The sequence below is a fragment of the Pseudomonas sp. IPO3749 genome (assembly GCF_013386605.1).
Classification (GTDB): domain Bacteria; phylum Pseudomonadota; class Gammaproteobacteria; order Pseudomonadales; family Pseudomonadaceae; genus Aquipseudomonas; species Aquipseudomonas azotoformans_A.
On record NZ_JACARN010000020.1, the window covers coordinates 1 to 17,980 of the forward strand.

At 54.6% G+C, this 17,980-nt stretch carries 17 protein-coding genes and 1 pseudogene; 8 read left to right on the forward strand and 10 right to left on the reverse strand.

Features of this window, described 5'->3' with window-relative positions; translation table 11 throughout:
- Positions 1 to 405 precede the first annotated feature (405 nt).
- From HX812_RS10285 to HX812_RS10295, 3 genes are all read right to left on the reverse strand, one after another.
- The gene (locus HX812_RS10285; RefSeq protein WP_038847232.1) at positions 406 to 1,782 is read right to left on the reverse strand and encodes a hypothetical protein; all 1,377 of its coding nucleotides are present in this window, start codon (positions 1,780 to 1,782) and stop codon (positions 406 to 408) included.
- Positions 1,783 to 1,956: 174 nt separating this feature from the next.
- Positions 1,957 to 2,892: a hypothetical protein gene (locus HX812_RS10290; RefSeq protein WP_050572447.1), complete on the reverse strand. Its 936-nt coding sequence runs from the start codon at positions 2,890 to 2,892 to the stop codon at positions 1,957 to 1,959.
- Positions 2,893 to 3,035: 143 nt separating this feature from the next.
- Positions 3,036 to 4,340 (reverse strand): FRG domain-containing protein, encoded by a 1,305-nt coding sequence (locus tag HX812_RS10295; RefSeq protein ID WP_038847234.1) that lies wholly within the window; start codon positions 4,338 to 4,340, stop codon positions 3,036 to 3,038.
- A 238-nt stretch (positions 4,341 to 4,578) separates the two neighbouring features.
- Here HX812_RS10295 and HX812_RS10300 point away from each other — a divergent pair, with 238 nt between their 5' ends.
- Entirely contained in the window at positions 4,579 to 4,980 is a 402-nt protein-coding gene (locus HX812_RS10300) for a hypothetical protein (protein ID WP_038847236.1), read from the forward strand.
- 75 nt (positions 4,981 to 5,055) lie between these two features.
- Here HX812_RS10300 and HX812_RS10305 read toward each other — a convergent pair whose 3' ends face one another.
- Both HX812_RS10305 and HX812_RS10310 read right to left on the reverse strand, forming a co-directional pair.
- Positions 5,056 to 6,339, reverse strand: a complete 1,284-nt coding sequence (locus tag HX812_RS10305; protein WP_038847238.1) for a nucleotidyltransferase — start codon at positions 6,337 to 6,339, stop codon at positions 5,056 to 5,058.
- Entirely contained in the window at positions 6,332 to 6,952 is a 621-nt protein-coding gene (locus tag HX812_RS10310; RefSeq protein WP_038847240.1) for an SLATT domain-containing protein, read from the reverse strand. Before HX812_RS10310 ends, HX812_RS10305 begins: the two co-directional genes overlap by 8 nt.
- Positions 6,953 to 7,216: 264 nt before the next feature.
- On the opposite strand from HX812_RS10310, the pseudogene HX812_RS32255 reads away from it, so the two are divergent.
- A pseudogene (locus tag HX812_RS32255) lies at positions 7,217 to 7,411 on the forward strand (histone-like nucleoid-structuring protein, MvaT/MvaU family); the annotation flags it as partial.
- 200 nt (positions 7,412 to 7,611) lie between these two features.
- On the opposite strand, the gene HX812_RS10315 reads toward HX812_RS32255, so the two are convergent.
- Positions 7,612 to 8,085, reverse strand: coding sequence for a helix-turn-helix domain-containing protein (locus HX812_RS10315; RefSeq protein ID WP_038847243.1), 474 nt, complete (start codon positions 8,083 to 8,085; stop codon positions 7,612 to 7,614).
- 206 nt (positions 8,086 to 8,291) lie between these two features.
- Between HX812_RS10315 and HX812_RS10320 the strand changes: the two genes are divergently transcribed.
- The gene (locus HX812_RS10320; protein ID WP_038847245.1) at positions 8,292 to 9,029 is read left to right on the forward strand and encodes a metallophosphoesterase; all 738 of its coding nucleotides are present in this window, start codon (positions 8,292 to 8,294) and stop codon (positions 9,027 to 9,029) included.
- Positions 9,030 to 9,621: 592 nt separating this feature from the next.
- The gene (locus HX812_RS32370; protein ID WP_080642398.1) at positions 9,622 to 9,888 is read left to right on the forward strand and encodes an MbcA/ParS/Xre antitoxin family protein; all 267 of its coding nucleotides are present in this window, start codon (positions 9,622 to 9,624) and stop codon (positions 9,886 to 9,888) included.
- Positions 9,889 to 9,939: 51 nt separating this feature from the next.
- Here the strand turns inward: HX812_RS32370 and HX812_RS10330 are convergent, their stop codons facing one another.
- From HX812_RS10330 to HX812_RS10340, 3 genes are all read right to left on the reverse strand, one after another.
- The gene (locus HX812_RS10330; protein WP_038847249.1) at positions 9,940 to 11,196 is read right to left on the reverse strand and encodes a hypothetical protein; all 1,257 of its coding nucleotides are present in this window, start codon (positions 11,194 to 11,196) and stop codon (positions 9,940 to 9,942) included.
- A gap of 115 nt (positions 11,197 to 11,311) precedes the next feature.
- Entirely contained in the window at positions 11,312 to 13,012 is a 1,701-nt protein-coding gene (locus HX812_RS10335; protein WP_038847251.1) for a hypothetical protein, read from the reverse strand.
- Positions 13,009 to 13,911 carry a hypothetical protein gene (locus HX812_RS10340; RefSeq protein WP_038847252.1) on the reverse strand — a complete coding sequence of 301 codons (903 nt, stop codon included), beginning with the start codon at positions 13,909 to 13,911 and terminating at the stop codon, positions 13,009 to 13,011. Before HX812_RS10340 ends, HX812_RS10335 begins: the two co-directional genes overlap by 4 nt.
- A gap of 884 nt (positions 13,912 to 14,795) precedes the next feature.
- On the opposite strand from HX812_RS10340, the gene HX812_RS10345 reads away from it, so the two are divergent.
- From HX812_RS10345 to HX812_RS32005, 3 genes are all read left to right on the forward strand, one after another.
- Positions 14,796 to 15,146, forward strand: a complete 351-nt coding sequence (locus HX812_RS10345; protein WP_152514727.1) for a hypothetical protein — start codon at positions 14,796 to 14,798, stop codon at positions 15,144 to 15,146.
- 52 nt (positions 15,147 to 15,198) lie between these two features.
- A complete protein-coding gene (locus HX812_RS10350; RefSeq protein WP_038847254.1) occupies positions 15,199 to 15,381 on the forward strand; it encodes a hypothetical protein in 183 nt (60 codons plus the stop codon).
- A 156-nt stretch (positions 15,382 to 15,537) separates the two neighbouring features.
- Positions 15,538 to 16,728 (forward strand): hypothetical protein, encoded by a 1,191-nt coding sequence (locus HX812_RS32005; RefSeq protein ID WP_050572449.1) that lies wholly within the window; start codon positions 15,538 to 15,540, stop codon positions 16,726 to 16,728.
- Between the two features lie 18 nt (positions 16,729 to 16,746).
- Here HX812_RS32005 and HX812_RS10360 read toward each other — a convergent pair whose 3' ends face one another.
- Positions 16,747 to 17,196, reverse strand: coding sequence for a helix-turn-helix transcriptional regulator (locus HX812_RS10360; RefSeq protein WP_038847255.1), 450 nt, complete (start codon positions 17,194 to 17,196; stop codon positions 16,747 to 16,749).
- Between the two features lie 245 nt (positions 17,197 to 17,441).
- Here HX812_RS10360 and HX812_RS10365 point away from each other — a divergent pair, with 245 nt between their 5' ends.
- Complete coding sequence (locus HX812_RS10365; RefSeq protein WP_235165459.1) at positions 17,442 to 17,945, forward strand: hypothetical protein; 504 nt, start codon at positions 17,442 to 17,444, stop codon at positions 17,943 to 17,945.
- The last annotated feature ends 35 nt before the right edge of the window (positions 17,946 to 17,980 follow it).

Sequence of the window (17,980 nt, forward strand, 5' to 3'; positions counted from 1 at the left end):
ACCTTGAAAAACGCCGGTTGGATGGGCTAGTAATACGCACCATGACATCCCTGTATCGCGAGAAATTTCCAGAAATGGGCGCCCGTTTGATCAGCCTAGGTGACAAATACGGAGCCTGCTAATAGCGTAAAGCTACCACTAATAGCAAATAGCCCGCTATTGGCAATATTAAGCAATCCGACGATCGTCCACACCGATTCAGCGGGTACCCACCACGCTAGCAAAGTCCGCCAGGTGGAGCGGGGCGGGAGGCAAATTCGGTGAGTGCCGGCACCCAATTTTGGACGCGAATCGAGTCTGATGAGCTTGACCTGTAAACCCAGAAAATGACTTGTTAAGCTAGATGGTTTACACGTCATTTTTTTGGTTTACACCCTCCTCAGGCTGGTGTGTGCACGCCCTGAATCAAGCCGTCGTGATCAGCGAGTAACGCGCGAAAAGTGTGCGATAGAATCCGATGAGCACCTCCTCGACATTGGGCTGCTGAAGCTCATGAACACCAAAGCGGTACACCTCATAACCTACCAGTCTCAGAGCCCTGTCAGCGGCCATCATTTCGGCGTAGAGGCGGGGGCTTGAGCGTCCATCAGGGTCAGAATAATGGTGTTTGCCATCAACCTCGACGACAACCCGCACCCCGCCCGGAAGCAGCAGAAGGAAGTCCATGCGTGACCTCAGCAAGGCCTCCTTGCCGCGCCGTGAGACCGTCTGCGGATCCCAGTGAAACCAGACCTCGGGCAGCAAGACCGGAAGCTCAGGAGTAGCTGTAGTGAAGGCTTTGAAGAAGCATTCAAAAGCGAGCCGCTGAGGGGGAGATGATTTCGGCAGGCAAGCTTTCAGGCGGTGATACAGGCGATTTTTGGCCTGGCCTTCATCGATGCCATAGGTCTGGGAATACCAAGTCTGCAGATCGCGCCATAGGAGCCCGGAGCTCCCGATAGGGCGGTCATAAATCAGGACATCCTCGATGCCGGTGACGACTTCGATATCATTGTCCAGCGCATTGCCCAGGCGCAGGTCGGGCTTCGTGGTAGAAGCGAAGATGAGGTTCTTGGGAGATGACTGCTTGCCCGATCCCACGTAGGCCAAGGAGGCCGTCAGGAACGCATCCTCTCCCATTCCTACGACAAAGTGGACTCCACATGCTTTGAGGATATCGTTGACGATCCCGATAAATTTTCGCTGAGCGGGTTCGCTGGGCAGCACTCGTGACGAAGCCAGGGCTTCGACGAATCGGCCTAACCGGGCGTGCGATGATTGAAATGCACCGAGCTTGTCGAAGAGCATCACCGCATCCCAATCGGGATTTTCGATGTAGTGACGCACAATTTCCTGACGGAGGGTTGGGGCTGGTCGGAGCAAGTCTGCGAACGAAATTGTGTCGATTCGCCAGAACTCGCTGAGTACCTGTTCGAACGCAGCCCTGTCCATGTACAGGTCGATGGTATTGAGCTTTTCTGCCAGCTCTCGACGGTAGCGACCAGGGATCAAAGGTGCTGTCCCATCGTCCCATACCAGCTCTTGCAGTTGATCCCGTTCATGAACATCAAAGCCAATCAGCTCCAAGGCTTTCTGAGCAGCAGCCACCCGTTGAGCATCACTGGAAGCGTCAACTGCTTTCTGAAGATGCTCTCTTTTGGAGCTGTAGTCAGTGCAATCTTCGAGCCCCAAAGAAGATAGCAACTCAGGGATCCGCGCATCCGTATAGTGCGGCTTCTGATTCCCTAGGATCTCCCTGAAGGTTTCTCGCAGACTATCGAGGTTTTGTTGGGTGCGAGGCATGCGTTAAGCTTCGTAATGTTGGCGTCCTGGTAATGCTAACACTCGCAGACGACGCGTTGAGCCAGGCTTGCTTGCCATGTACCCCTCTACATCGGTAGCAGGCACGGAGTGTTCGGACGAATTTATTTGCAACCCCTGGAATGGTTTTTTTCCGCATGGTTGTGCTGCTGGTCGTCAGACTTTGGCGATCTGGGATTTCAAGGCCAGCGTCAGGGTGAGGCGCCGATTAGTGAATGTCTTAAAAAAACCCTCCTTGGTGGCCTTTGTCTGGGTCGGGGTAGGGGCTTTCCACAGACCGAAGATAATGACCTCGTCGTTCTCGCTTAGCCCATCAAACCAGCTTGCCTTGGCCGCCCACACACCCACTTCGAGGCTTATACCGTTTGTGGGTTCGTTGGGATCCTGGGTGACCTTTAGTCGTTCGAGGTTCATGACATTGAGCGTTGGATCGTCCTTGACGCCCCGCTTGATTTTACCGACGCGCCCTTGGATGGCGATTGGGTACTGTGTCGAACTCTTGGAGACGGCGTAGTGGGCCTCCATTTGCCGGGCGTGGTCGAAGTAGAACTGGTTCCAGCCAACGGTATTGCCTGCAAACACTAGTTCCAGGTGCTCCTCGATGTCAGCGTCTTCGTCGCACATCGCGCGCAATCTGAGGACGCGCTGTGCGGTATTGATATAGGAAGACAGCCGGTTGGATGATGGTGTGTAGGTTCTGGAGGCAGTAGGGGGTCTCTCGCCACCGTCATCTTCCTTGAGCCGCCTAGCAGTTGCTTTCAATTCTTCTGTCACCGCGACCAGGCGCATGCGGAAGCGGTTTTTCTGGACGCTTTCGACCAGGCCGTCGGAGATGCTGGCGAGCTCAACAATTTGCTTATCAACGCCGAAGCGACAGTTAGGGCCATGCACTCCATTCGCTTGCAGGCGGAAGAAGGCACGAACCTTAGAGGGGTTGTCGTAGCAGTCCCGAGTGAAGGAATTGACATGAATTACTGTGGCGTCGCACCGTTCACAGTTCAGAGGAGCTGTACCCATGCCCTTGGCATAGGTGTCTGCAGCCCATTTGACGCCTTTTTTGTCAAAGGCATGGGTCATCTTGATACCGGCCATACAAATCCTTATGCGCATACCGCTGCCTGGCTGCGGCAGCGTAGTGAGTCGGTTATAGCAATAAGTCGAGATTCATCTCTACATTTTCGAGGCTAACTGTCCGTGCTTTTTACTGATCGGCACCGCTGAGTGTACGAGTTTCGTCACTCAAAGCCTTTTGGATCCCTCAGGAACTCTTCGGCGATGTGCAGTGCGCTGATGTGCTGTGCATGGACGATGGTATTGCCGCATGAGCAATCTGTGGACTTCTCTTCCCGTGTCCATACTCCGTTTGCCTGCCTCCGATATGTCCAGCCCGTGATGAAGCCAGCGCCGGTTAGACGGAGTCCTGGGTGTTTGACGGTGAGTTCACAAACCTCGAATAGGTCGGGCCCGCGAGGTATGACACCGACGCCCTTCTGGTAGAGCGTCAGGTGATCGAGGGTTGGGTGCTTGATCAGCGTGTCTGCTTCGAAAGCTACCGTGCCATTTTCGTTGATTAGCTTCTCGATCTTAGGGAAGCGAAGGGGCTTATTCGGGTCGGCTGAGCCATATAGCACCATGTCCGGAGTTTCGACGAAAATTCCGCTGTGAGGATTACCATCAATTGAGTCTTGGGTATCCAGAATCTTCGCACCACGATAGAACGCCGTTTGGGCTCCTGCGATTTTTACAACGCTTGGATGGTATTCCGGGAGCTCTAGTGTTCGCTTGAACGCAGGCAGATTTTTGAGGCTTGCTTCAGATTTGATCTCCTCCCACGGCAAGCCTAGCAGTGATCTCAAGATCGGATCTTCGGCGGGGGAGGGAAAGAGCGTGTTTGTGTCGGTTAAACCACGGGCAGTGGCATATGCCTGCAAAACATCGCTCGGGACAGTGATTTGTGCGAGAAAGCAATTCTGTGGGATCGGATTGTGCAGAGGGCCGAGAAGCCAAGCTGACTGAGCCACAGTTCGGGGCCTATAGCCCTCAACGGTCAACATAGCCAAGTTGACCAGGCCTACATTATTAGCGGCGTGCTTATCGAGTACATACAGATGGCCAGTGCCGATCATAGGTGCATACCGGGCCATGCGCTTTCTGACCATCACCGCCCGCTCGTCACAGTCCTCGCAGAGCTCCAGAGTAATCGCTTCAGTGTATTTGTGGCTGGCAAACCAGGCAGCTACAGCTGGGCTAGAGGTGCAGTCCACGTAAAACGAACGCCATCCGTAGTGCTGAAGGAGGGCCTGTTGAAAGCCAAAGTCTGCTCGATGTTGAGCGATATATGCATCCAACACGCTTTGGGAGTAGCGGCACCATTTGAGCATTTCGCTCGGTATACAACCCTTTCTATCGAAGGACGTCCCGATTGAGGGGGCTCCTGCCTCACCGTAATGAGAGGTCTGGCCACGAAACAAAACATCCTCACCGAAGCTCACGATGATCTGGTTTAACTCGTCGACGTTATTTGCTTCATATTGCCTCATGCTGCCTCCCCGCGATCGCATACGCTTTCGTGACTTCCTGTGTTCCACAGATTCGCTGCAACGAGCAGCGCAAGCTGAGACGCATTCTTGCATAGCCATGGTGTTGCTGAGGAGCTACTCCAGGCCGTGCGGATTGAGGCCGGTAATATCAGGTTATGCCTTGGGATGCTCTCTCAGTTGCCGGTTTGATATCGTGCCGAGGTTCGATCCCAGGTAGCCTGTCCAGAAGGAATCAGTCATGTTGATGTTTAGGAAATATAGCCCGAGGTTCGCCAGTGAGGGAGAAATTGCTGCGCAGCGCTATGCCGACAAGCTGGTGTGGCCGGGTCGTGTGATTTCCTTGCTACTCGCGTTTCCTCTAACGCAGTGGCTTGCAGCGATCCTCGGAATCGTTATGGGGCTGATCGTGTACGCGGTAGGGGGAGACTTTCGGAAGCATGAGAAAACCCTTGCCGGGCAAACCGCTTTCTGGCGTCGGCTCTGGCTGATGAAAGGTGGTGCAACGTTCTTGGGTTGTACCGTCGTTGCTGCCGGCGTGGCGCTGGGACAGACAGATTGGCTGGGCAAGGCCCATGCGTTTCATGAGGTCGCCCAATCAGCAATAACATTCGTGACCCTTACCGAAGCGTTGTTTAAGTAAGCAACCAGCGAGAGGTCAGTCACTACGACCTCTCATGCCAGCTCCAGGGAAGCGCTTTTTTCCTGACGATCATATTCAGATTGGCACGATGATTCGGCTACGGGCAACGCACACGTTGTCTTTCACCGCATAGCATTCCACGTAATGGTCGCCTTGGAAGGTTGAGTGCTCGGTGATTTGATGGTGGCCGCTGTCAATCCGAATTTCCCCGCGAATCATGTCCCGCTCAATGGCCTGTGGGCCGAGATTCTTCACCTTCCAGTAGATCTTATAAGGTGGCGGCACATCGATCTCGGCGACCCAGAATGTCAGCTCACGCTGCTTCGGAATCCGGTAGGTCATGACGCGAGACATGAGGTTGCGAAGCCGGTCGCCCTCGTTCTTGACCGAGCAATCGATACGAAGGGTGTACTGGATGTCCAGGCTGAATTTCCGGCCAATGAACTCTTCGCCATTTTTGACGCGGTTTTCCGCTAATGCCTGCTGCTTTTCCTGCTCTACGTACTCTGGGAAATGCTCGCCAAAGACCGTACTCCATCGCTCATGGGCTACCCCAGCATCGTCCAGAGCCTCCTGCAAGCGTCTCAGCGCCTTCTTGGCTTTAGGGTGGAAGCTACCAGACTTCACGACGATCGAGCCGCTTCCGGGAGCACGCCATTGCTCCTTGTCCTCGTCGATATCCACCAGGTATGCGAAGAAGTCCCGAGTCATTTCGCCGTAGGCAGAATAGGACTTGGCGTCGTAGTCCGTGGTGCTCTTGAGGAATTGGTAGCACAGGGTGTCGATCATCATCCCTTTTAGGGGCACGCCATGGTCATTCTTCCAGGCCCGCAACATTTTGCAGAGGCGCTTCAGGTTATGGTTTTTGGCCTGGTTTAGCTCATTGATCTCATCAATTTCAGCGACCGGGTTGCAGCTTTTCCAGCTACTTCCATCATTCGCATCCGGATAGGTGTAACTGCCATCTTCATGCTCGAACGCAGGTAGCACTTCAACTACGTAGTCCGTGAAGTTTATCGACACCACCTGCTGCTGAGCCCTGACCTCATGGTTCGGGAAGCGCTCCTTCAGGGCTAGACGTATCTCACCGAGCAGTGACGATTGCTTGTTGTTCTCGTAGCGCTGGAAGCGATCGTACACCGACCACGGCAGCACGAACGCCATGTCCAGATCACTCACTCCATGAACTGCGGTATGTCGACCATACGATCCGACCTGGCGGCAGTGCAGGGTCTCTGAGGTGCTGTCGTAGTATTTTCCGTTGAGCTTCTCAGTGATCTGCCGGTAGCTTTTGGAGATCTCGTCAGCATTTTTAACTGCCAGGTTTCTGCGTAACTGCTCGAAAAGCTCTTTACTCATGGGCGCAGACTTCCTTCAGCGAGAGGAGAAGCTCCGGATGCGTGACAAGCCATGACCAGCCGGCAAGAGCGATCAGCATCACTACAATGAGGGCATATACGGAAAACGGGATCTTGTCCCTGAAGAGCCTAAATTCACGGTGCTCAGCGATCCAGTCGATCTGGTGATCCCAGAAGAACTTTTTGTGAGCTAGCCAGCCCGAAAACAGAATGTGCTTCCTCTGACAGGCCGACCGGAACTCAGTGGTGATTTGATCTAGTTCGGCTTGATCGACGGCAGTGAACTGCAGGTTGGCTTTGCAGCGAGCCGACATGCCCTTCAGCTGATCAAGCAATTGAGTCAGCTTGTTTCCAGTCTGAAAATATTGCTCTTTGGTATCGGCGTAATAGGTGACGTAGAGGCTACAGATGCCGATAACCGTGATTAGGGCAGAGACATGCTTTGCTGCCAAGAGATCGATGTAGAGCGCTAGCACGCCGATCACCAAGGAGATCAGACCAATCCACCCTGGAGCTTTTTCAACGATGTCGTAGGTGGAGAAGTGAAGTTTGGCAGAGTAGCCGACATCATAGGCCTTCTCGGCGATCATTTTTAGCGCAACCTGCTGATCCATGTAGCTTACCTGCAGTAAGTATCCTGTGAACGACTGCCTACCGCAGATGAACGATAGGCCGACGGCCCTGACGCCCTCAGATTGAGCTGGGCAGCATGGAGACACACTCCAGCGCCAGGCGATCCACCAGGTAGCGGGGTAGATTTTAGCCACTTTATGCCACGTAATAGCCACCACTATAAACATCGACTTTGAGAACGGGCTTGCTTCGGGAGACGCTACGGTATTCAGCGCATTGTAGATTGATGCCTTTTGCCTGTTGGGCTTGACCCGCGCTCCGCATCCACCTCAGTCAAAAGCATTTCGTCCGACATTCCTACTCGTAAAGCCCGAGCCGTTAAGGTCTACAAAAATCCTAATACGGGCGAATTAATCGAAACAAAGGGTGGAAACCACAAAGGTCTGAAGGCTTGGAAAGAGCAGTATGGTGCGGAGACCGTTGACTCCTGGCTGCGCTGAATCTGCTTTCAAATACTGGTGAAGTGAACACCATGGCGAGATGATCAGACAAAGGGAGGGTTAGCCTTCCCTTTGAATTTATCTATATGCAGGAAGCTCCATAAACGCCGAGCAGCCTCCTGCTTTAACTATGCTGGCACTGTTTTAACGATTACCCGTCAATGGAATACCAAACGACCGAGACGCTGAGCAAGCTCACCTCAGGAGTCTGAGTGCCAGTATTGACTCACCGTCGATCGCGAGAGCCCCAGCAGTCGTCGGATCTCGGCTTGAGTCTTGCCCTCCGCCTTCATTCGCAATACTGCCGCTTTGTTTTCCGTATTCGCCGGCTTGCCCTTTGATCTAGAAACCAGCTCACCGTCCTTTATCTGCTGATGAAGAAGCGCCACACCGCCAGCGGCTTTGAACCGATCCAGTTCGCCTTGGGCGACAGCAATGGCATCATCGGGTGACTGGCCGCGCTCAAGCGAAATACACAAGGCCAAGAAAGCGATGAGGTCGAAATCCAGCGCTTCGGCGAGGGAGGAAAGCTTTTCTACCGTGAGCTTGGATTTACCACGCTCGATCGAGCTGAGCGTAGTTCGAAAGGTCGACTCGTTGAGCTCTTCGTAGCTCAGCCCGCGCTGCTGTCGCACTGCCCTAAGCGCAGCACCTATCTCGTTTTTCAGCGTCATGGTCGTCCGAAAAGTCAGGATAGAGCCACACGCTGTTGGTTCTGATAAATAGCGCAGGTTGTGCTTATACGAACTGCTCGGCTATGATGCCTTCGTTCAAGGCATGCTCCGGTGAAATTTTTTGGACGTGCGAGAGACATCGCCGCGTCTCCGGTTGAGAGGAGTGGGGAGATCAATTTACGCTTAAATCGACTTAAGAGAGGCCTATGCGGTTGTACATCCTGTCCGACCTGCACTTGGAGTTTACTGGCTTCCAACCCCCTACATTCGCCCCAGGCAGCCTGGATCTGGTGGTGCTTGCCGGTGACATACATAAGTTGGACAAGGGCGTCCGTTGGGCCAATGAGACATTCAGCTGCGATGTCCTCTATGTGCTAGGCAATCACGAGTTTTACTCAGGCCACTTCGACCGGACAATTGTGAAAGCGCGCGCCGCCGCGCAGAGCCATGTGCATGTGCTCGAAAACGAGACATTCGTAGCGGGTGGGATTCGATTCTTGGGAACAACGGGCTGGACGGATTTCAGTTCCACCGGCGACGTGATTGCTGCGATGTCAGTAGCGCGATCGACGATGACCGACTATCGCACCATACGCACTGGTCAAAACTATCGTCGGCTGCGCCCGGACGATGTGGCCCACAGAAATCACGAGGCGAAGCAATGGCTATCTGCCGAGTTGGACAAGCCGTTCACCGGCAAGACTGTCGTGATCAGCCATCATGCGCCCATTCCTGAAGTCTGCGACAGCGAGCATGAGGGTCATCTGAACGCCTCGTACTGCAACGCATGGCATGCCATGGTCGACCGAGTTGACGCATGGATTTTCGGCCATACGCACCATTCGGTTGATGTTGAGCTCTCCGGGTGCAGGTTGATCAGCAATCAGAGAGGTTATCCGAAGGAAGAGTGCGGTTTCGATCCTCGGAAAATAGTGGATTTTTAATGATGATGGAGCGTGCTGTGGTAACAGCCCAATGAACACAACACTTATATCCGATGTTCCTCTGGAGGTTGAGGCTGCGAAGTCCTACGACTGGGGGGTGATCATCGACGCGTTTCTGATGCACGCTGCCCCCGTGGGCTCTCAGTACACAGGCTCAGTGTACTGTGATCGCTCAGGGGCATCATTAGACGGCATGACCGTGGTAACCCCACGGGTCATTCAAGTCGTGCAGAAACATGGCATGACCCTTCTTCGCAGCATTTCAGGTGCTGACCATTATGTCGTAGTTACGCCGTTCTCAGTGACAGCAATGGAATTCCTGGACGCCTGAAGGATAGGACTGGGTTGAGGGGTAAGGTTGAGCGCAATCTAGAGAGTGACGTTATGAACGAGCCAGTGCCTATGACGGTGCAGTGCCATGGTACTGAAGATGAAACGGGTGATCTTATCGTCGAGCTACCTACAACGGTTCTGAATGCGATGGGGGTCACCCTGGACGACCTACTCAGAATAGAACTCATCGATGGTGAAACTGTGAATCGGTATGCGAGGTTGACCCGTGCTAGAGCCCAGAGCTAGATAAGGCGTAATCATGAATGCCCCAAGAATTGTTGCGACATGCACGTGCTCGCAAACAGGCTGCTGGAGTGCCAGGCATCGTTGCTTCCTGGGCCGATGTGAGCAAATTCTTTCGGTCGCGCAGGGCGTATTTAAGGATCGGAACAAATCGCAACGTTGGCTTAGAAGGCCGGTGTCTGGACTTGGCCATCAGGCACCTTGCACACTGCTCCACACGCCCGCTGGTTACTCAGATGCTCACAATATGCTCATGCGAATTGATCACGGGATCTGCATTTAACGCCGCAGACTTCTCGGAGGGGGGCCATCGGCCTGCGTTGATCCAAGTCGATCACTGTGTTGATCCATAGCGGGCTTCGGCCTTTTTGATGCCCATTTCAGCAAGGCACTCGCTGTATTCAATCAGCGATTGCTGCTTGACCTTGTGATTGAAGTAGTCGACTAGAAAAAACACGGGAAACGGCAGGTCAGGCTCTGGGACATCTCGCGCTAAGCAAATAATGTGAGCCACGCCGTACAGCTTTGCCACCAAGATAATCGCTGCTCGCCCTCCGGGTTGACTAACTATGCTGAGAAAGATCACGTGGTGATGGTCAGGAGCTGCGTCGAGCATCGCTTTCACCGCAACATCCTCGAAGATTTGGCCGTCTACAGGCGGTGTCCCGGTCAGTATTCCGTCCTTAATCTTCCGAAATCCGAAATCGGCTACGTAATCCCGCCCTAGATAATAGGCCAGCAAGTTGATGCCTATTTTCGCAATCACTCGTTCTATCACGCCGACAGTCACTGTCATCCTGACTGATACGATGGGGCCCTCTATGTCCTTCGTAACCTGGGTATCGAATGAAAACTGGTCGACGGCACGGGTAAAAAAATTGAGGGCGCCCTCGACTGTGGCGCTTGAGGTCTTGAGCACGATGCTCCCGTTCAGGTTACGAAAGATCGTAGCAGCAGGGATCAGACTTTTCGTGCGGGTGTCGTCGTAACGTTCCAACCATAAGCATTCCCGAGGAGGCTTACCCTCAAACCTTGACCCACCCTCTTGAGTGTATGTCTCACCTGAGCGAAGCAAGGTGATCGCTTCGTACCGCAGCTCGTGCTCAGGCCCCCGCTTGCGAATGCAGGTAACTTGATCGTTTTGAAGCAGGGTGGAGAGTGACGTGACGAAGCTGCGCAGTTCGCCCGGGCCTGCGGCGGTGGAATCAAATGTCTTGTCACCGGTTATCTTCAGTTGCGGGAGGACTATCGGTTTCGCGTGCTGGCCGAAGTCAATTTCATCCGGATATCCTGATCCATTAGCCATCTGCTTATGTTGGGCCTGTATGCCTGGCGCCGTGGTGTGCTTGCCCCGGTCGCGGCCTTGCGGCTGCATGAAGGCGCGAGCGAAGCCAATGGGGGAGCTGCGCAGTACCTCCCGCTCCAAGTTGCCAAAGACGTCCGTGTTGCAACGCCGGCACACCATATCAACAAGCATGAAGCGACTGTCGTCAGCTCCAAGCCCCGCGCTGATGACATGCTCGTCAGAGAAGGGCCCAGGGCCATCGCAGTAGATGCACAGGGATGAAGAGTCTGTCGATTGAGTGATCAAGGCGGGGCTCCTGCAAGCTGCAAAGGTGAGGGGCTCGATACGTATAGAATCCCAGAACTGCCCAATTTACGTTTAGTCCCGGTGTGCCCCCGCCACCCCTGACGAGGGAGGTCGATCAGGGAGAAGTTATTGTGGCAGCGCTCTGAACTCCGGCGAGCTTTGCGAGGTACCACGTGGGCAGTGGGTGGCGGTGCAGCCTCGCCGAAATCGCTATGAGCACTTCCCAAGGCGTGTTGTGCCACGCGAAATCCTCTGGGACAGCGGCGTGGCTCGGCACTTTCAGCGAGGCTTCGACTTCTTCTGCCGGCGTCTGTCTGAAGTCAGTCACGCTGCGCGACACACCAATGGCGTTCACATAGGCCCCGGAGCTCGTCAGCGTCTGCAGTGCCTTTTGAGGGAACCACCGCTCCTTGGTCACTCGCTCCAGCTTCGGAACAATCATCGTAGATAGTTGATCAAGACCTTCTTGATCCCTCAACAGGGCGGCCATGGTTCCCAGCAGTGGCACCAAGGTCGAGGTTTTGAAGAATTCTTCTCTCCGGGGTTCCTTCCCATAGTGCAACGCCATGGCATCTTCGAGATCATCGGTATCCACCGGCATGACCCTGTTCTGCTCCAGTCCCGTTTCAAAACGATCAATGCACTCTCGTACGATGAGTTGGGTGCTGGTGACATCCCCTGCGGCCATGATTGCGGCCATGGCGAGCGAAAGGTCGATGGCCTGGCCGTCGTACACCGGCAAAAGGCAGCCGTTGTGAGCATTGATGAAAGACACGAGTTTTCCGTGCAGCGCTACGACAGCTGCCTGATCTGCTTTCATTGCCAGGAGCAGCAGAAGGGCGGTGCCCAATCGGCCAAGCTCGTCGCATACCAAGTCCATATAGAGCACATGATCTGGGCGGTACCGCAGGACATTCCGACGGTTGAGAAGCGACGGCATTACTCGTTCGTAGTACCGCTGCAGGGTATCGGCATGAAGTTTGGCAAGCGTTTCGAATCGCTTCAGGAAGTGAGCGTCGGTCTGTAGGCCCAGGGTGATCGATTCGCCCCACAGTCGCAGCAAGAGGTATTCACCCGCGAGGACGCCAGGCTTCTGGTTCCCCTCGCTTTCGCCCCACACGAGCAGCACGGCCCACCCCACCGCAGCCGCAGCCGCGCGTTTATGGAAGCGGTTCCGGCGCGAATTTTCGGACACGTCCGAGTCATCTGCCAGGGGGGGCATGCAGTCATCCACGAACCGCACGAACCGAGTGAATGACGCCTGCGTGTCTTCCAGGCCGGCCAGCGCAGCCCTCAGGTCAGACTTTCCATTGTCTAGTAACAGCGCATCGTCGAAAAGATACTGCTCAATGAACGGGCTCAATTGATCCATGCCCCAGAATTCCAGCGAGCACAGCGGTGAGAATTCCGTCACCTCTTTCGACAGCGCAGAAAAATCCGACTGCGCGTCTTGCTTCAGGATACCGTTGGAAACCAGGACGACGCGCTTTTTCAGCGCCTGCAAGGGTTCTGGCACTCGGTTCCGGACGTACTCGGTCGACGCCTGGCGGATGGAGGGCAGGATGGCCTGCTGAGAGCCGTAGAAGTCGTTCCGGCTTACATTTCCGAACTTGATCACGAACAGAAAGACCTCGGGCTCACCTTGGGCATTCTCTTTGGTCGACATCACGTCGACGCCCCCCTGATTCACACCCACCTGGGCACGGCTCAGCACCGAATGGCCCATGGCCCGGAGAAGATCCGGAAGGAGGGCATCCAGTTCGTCGCGTTCGCGAAGCCCAGACAGATAATGCGAAAGAACCAACTGGATACTCATTGGCTAGGTTCCTCCCATAATTGATGCACCAAATGGCTGTAGAAGAGCGGATCGGCAGTCCAAGTCTGAGGCAGTTCCACGCTCATTTCGTGTGTGAACATTGGGATCATCGTCTCTACGGTTCCCTGATCATTCTGGTACTCCACGGCCACTTGGTGGGAGTACTTGAAGTGTTCAGACAGCATGAACATATCGGCCAGGAAGGAATCACCTCGGGCCTGCTCGGTCACCGCTCGACTTTCGTTTCGGCGCATGTACCGGAAGCTTCGGCGCATCTCTGATGGCATTTGAAGTTCAGCGAGGTGTGGCAGGGCCTCCAGCTCACGGAGTTCGGAGGTCAGCCTTTCGGCGAAGTGCAGGGCGAGCGGCGAATCGACAAGCGGAGAGGACTCTACCTCCAGCAGGCGCTTACAGGTGGCCGGGTGCTCGACCGCTAGAAATCCTAAGACCGTGGCCGTGGTGCTCGAAATCAGAGGGCTATGGGCGAGGTCTTCGTTCATGCTCAAAACCCAACCCAGAGTGACGACTACCGGCGCATCCAGCGCGCACAATCGACGAGCTACTATGGCGGAGCATTTTTCTGAATAACCGGACAGCGTGAACCTCAGCAACTTGGGGTGCTGGAAGTATTGGACGGCGACCTCATGGGTCAATGCCTTGCTAAGCCTGTAATGCCCCTTGCTGCCGATCCAATCGCAGGCTGCCCGCACAAACCATTCGGGGGTGGCCATCTTGCGAAGGCATCCTTTTGCCTCCTCCAGAAGTGTCTCAGCGTCCACGCCCGACTGTTCCGCTTCTCGCCACAGCGCATAGAACTCATCCAGCAATGCCTGGCCATCCTGCTCAGGCTCGGCTCGATACAGGCGAAGGTAAAAATCGTTGAACCGCATCATGTCCATCTACATGGGCTCCTAAACGAGAGTAAGCGCTTGTTGCAAAGAACTGCGTTGTGGCTGAGGTTGGTCACGCGCTTTGAGGCGGGCAACATCCGCTATCCAACCATCACATTCCGCTACCGCACGACCTCTAGACGGCAGCGAAGGCTCGGGCGGCTCCCAGTCGGATGCCAGCCCGAGATTACCCGGAAAAGCGCAGATAATTCTGGATATCTGTGATGTGTGTCACAAGTCTGAAAAGGGGTACCCTTGAAATTTTTTTGCGCGACGGAGTTTTATTATTTGAGAGCAAAAATTTTTTAGGGTGCCTGCACCACCGCCGATGCAGGATCTAGGCGCGACGTGATGGCCTGGCTTACCGGATTTTGCTTTTCGGTTTGTCGCCTTTAGGTTGCCTTGCCGCCAGGCAGGGCTGGGGTGCTCAGGGGGATCGGTTCTTAGGGCCGTAGGCCCTGCTTACGCTTTGAAAACAAATGACCGAGATATCCACATTTTTTAAGTGAATCGCTCCGCCTGGAATTGCCCCGTCTCATCCAACGCCGGCTATGTTGGTAAGCTCACCCTGCCTTTTCAGCCAGTGGGGTTGGCAGCGTTAGCCCTGGTTATCGATAAATTGATCTGCTGTGTCAGCCCCGAGAATCATCGTGATGCGTTAGCCTCCCGCAGGGCTTCCTCCAGAGCCTCTAGCGCGTCTGCCAAGCGCTGATCCTCGCGAGGGTCGCCGCTTTCAGGCATGAACGCTTCACAGTGTCGTAGAAGGGCTTCTAGATCGTTTCGGTTGAGATCGAATTCCACATGCATGATTGATCGTCCAGGGACTGGGTAAATGGTTGGGCTCGGTTGAAAGCCGCGCGATGGGGGTGACGAAGTAGGCGTGAGGTTTTGAGTTGGATGGTGATGTAGAGAAACTGATGTGGGAGATGGCTTGGAAGGTCTACGGGGATTCTCTGGGCGAGATTCTGAGTCAGGCATTGGCGGGCTACAAGCGCAGTTCTGGCTTCGACGATTTGACCCGCTTGTATTACAGCACTGACGGGCATCAAGCCCTTCCGGTTTTGCGGGAGGCGTTGCTGGGATGCTGGCCTGATGGCGACTTCGGACTGTTAGAACTGTGCGTCGAAATGCGTTCTCGACTTCGTTGGCACCTGAGTCAGTGCTTGCTGCGCCGGCTCGTCACTGAACATGCAGCGCCGCCGACTCTGCGTGATGCCCTCTTAGGGGCAGATGTGGGAGCGTGAGCGGGGCAGTGAATTAGCTGACCCGATCTACCCAGGCCACCGGGGAGGTGCCATGAAGCAAGACCGCATATCCATGGTTCTGAGTGATGATGAGTTCGCTGCCATGATGAGAGAATTCGATTCTGCAGGTGAGTGGATGCGTAAGGCATTGGCGGCGAAACGTGCAGCTTCGAGCCAAGACGCTTTGACGCAGTCCAGCGCGGATGCGGCAGGGCGGAGGGCAGCTCAGAATTGAAACGCCATTGATGACTACGGCAGTCAAGTTCAAGCAGATGCTGTGCACGGTGATAACGTGAAGCGCTTCTGACTTCTAGCCGGCGTCCAAAGTCGTCAGAGGCATTTTCTGAACTGTTCGGTGACACGCCGAGCATGATCTTTTAGGGAAGCAGAAATGACATCAGACGTGCACGAAAGTAACGATGCACCGCTGCCAGTGGGACGTAGTGGGAACAGAGGCGAGCCTCTTCGGTTTGCTCAGGTAGAGGATCACATTGGGTTTGCAGCCGAAACTGCAGGCAAAGGCCAGCAGGCCAAGATCTTCACGCGCCTGGCCATTACCTCCGATGAACCTGGTTTCCACCGTATAGCTGAGTCGGTTGCCGGCATGATCCGGGCTTGCGGCGACAACTCGCTAGCAGCCATTGATATCGGTAGTTTCAAGGTTGTCCTGCTGATTCTCAAACCTGATCAAACTACCGAGCTTTGGCTGGATACCGCAGCGGTAGCCATGCAGTGCGTCGTAACGCGCAACGTGATCGAGGGGGCAGCCGTCTTTCAGCATGAAATCGCGGACATGCTCACCATGGAGTTCCCATGCGTTGAGTTTGGCAGACAGGACAAGGTGATTTGTCTAATGCGGGAGGGTTGGGGGTTCGGGCTGGCCTTCGATATGAACCTCTCGGGTGAGTTAGATGTGGACGCCTTTAGCCGAGAATTGGCGCGGCTCTACAGGCAGCTCAGTTTCCGGCACCTCTACGAAGCTGTTGGCAATCCTGAGAGCTTGGATCGGCTGATGGCCCAAGGGTGGTTTCCATTTACTGAGATTCTCCACCGAGAATTCACCGACATCCTTGCTCATCACGCGGGCGGTCTTGCCATGGACGAAGTCGAGTCATCGATTGTCGCCCAGTTTGACCGCGCGCGGCTTGATCACATGCTCTCCCGTTGGTTGGCCAAACCGCATTTCGCAGTCAAAGAAGCGTTGCTGAAGGAAGGCGTCGAGGCATTTCTTCAGGGCAGACCGATCGCGGCCATCAAAGTCCTGGTGACTGAGATCGAAGGCATTTTGAACCTGGCGTATCGTGCTCACACCGGCAAGGCCGGCAAGACCAAGGCGCTTCTTGCTTTTGCAATTGAGAGCGCAGAAAAACGCACCGGAGGCCCCGGAACCCTGTTCCTCACCACAGAATTTAACCGTTATCTGCTCAACTACATGTTCGCCAGCTACGACCCGGACAACCTCACTGAAGGTACTGTCTCCAGGCACCTAGTGGGCCATGGTGATGCAGGCAGTGAGAGCTACACGCTCGTCAAGGCGCTCCAGGTCATCCTTACCTTGGATCAACTGGCGTTCTACACGTGATGCAGGAGGCCTGGATCTTCAGTGCCAGTGCCGCTGAACCGTAGTTTTTGGAATTCCCAATTCTTCAGCGACATCGACTTGCCTCAGACCCTGACTCTTCAGTGCCTGGACTTGAGCGCGAGTCGCCGCAGCTCGAACGCTGGTCGGATGTTGAGTGTCCATCGCCTGTGCGGCAGACGGGATCTGATCAGCCAGCCCAAGGATTTCGAGTTCGCTGATTGCCCTAAGCAACACGTCCTTGGGGGTGGCCTTCGAGTCAGCGGCCACGGCAACAGCCAATAAGGCAGAGGATGAGAGGTCGAGCGCCTGGGCCAGCTCTCCCGCTGCTTTGACTGTCGGACTGGTTTTGCCACTTTCCAGCTGACTGACGTGCGACCCAGTCACCGGGCCCGCCAGATCTTTTTGGGTCAGCCCCTTAGTGGCACGAATCAGACGCAGCGCTGTGGCGAAGCCATCTTGAATCGACATTGCAGCATCTCAAAATGAGACGGTATGCCGTGTTTGCTTGAGTCCGAGCAAATCTATATATTGAATCGTATGGGTTTTTTGCCGTTATTGGTGCAGGAGAGCTCACCCCTCCTCGGAAGGTTTTGCCTAGATTGCCAGTGAAGCCTGACGTCGGCGAAGCCTCATGGACGCCCCCTGCGGACGACCAGGTCGAGAAACATTGTGGCTGTAGAGGATAGGTACTAAGGGAAGTCAGGATGTCAGAGATGAAGAAAGTCACTGTCACTGTTAAGAATTTTGAGTCCAGCTCAGGTGATGAATATGCACGCCTCTACAAAAAAGTTCGTATGGTAGATGAGGCTGGTAAGATTATTTATTATAAGAACCTGATCATTCCCAAATACCTTGAGCGTCACGGTGCGTTTGCCCGAGACATTCCAAGAACTTGGTTTGTAAAAAGCGTTCATAGGTCGGCAGTGTTAGTTGTAGCGTTTGAAACCCCGAACGGTACAGTTGAGTATGATTTTGATGAAATTCGCAATGTATCGCGAGGGGGCTTTTGGGGTGGGGTTCTCATCGGTATTGCCGCAATTCCTGCCGGAGTCATTGTGGCAATTGCAACGTATGGGATCGGACTGGCCTTGATTCCCTTTATGTTGTATCAAGCGTATTCGCAAGTATTCAGGATTCCGGCTCGGTTGAGCCGGAAGCAACTGCTGCACGACTTTTCCTACCACGGGATCAGCGTTGGAGAGGGCTGGTCACGATAGCTGTGAGGCTCCATTATCTGCATCGGCATACATTG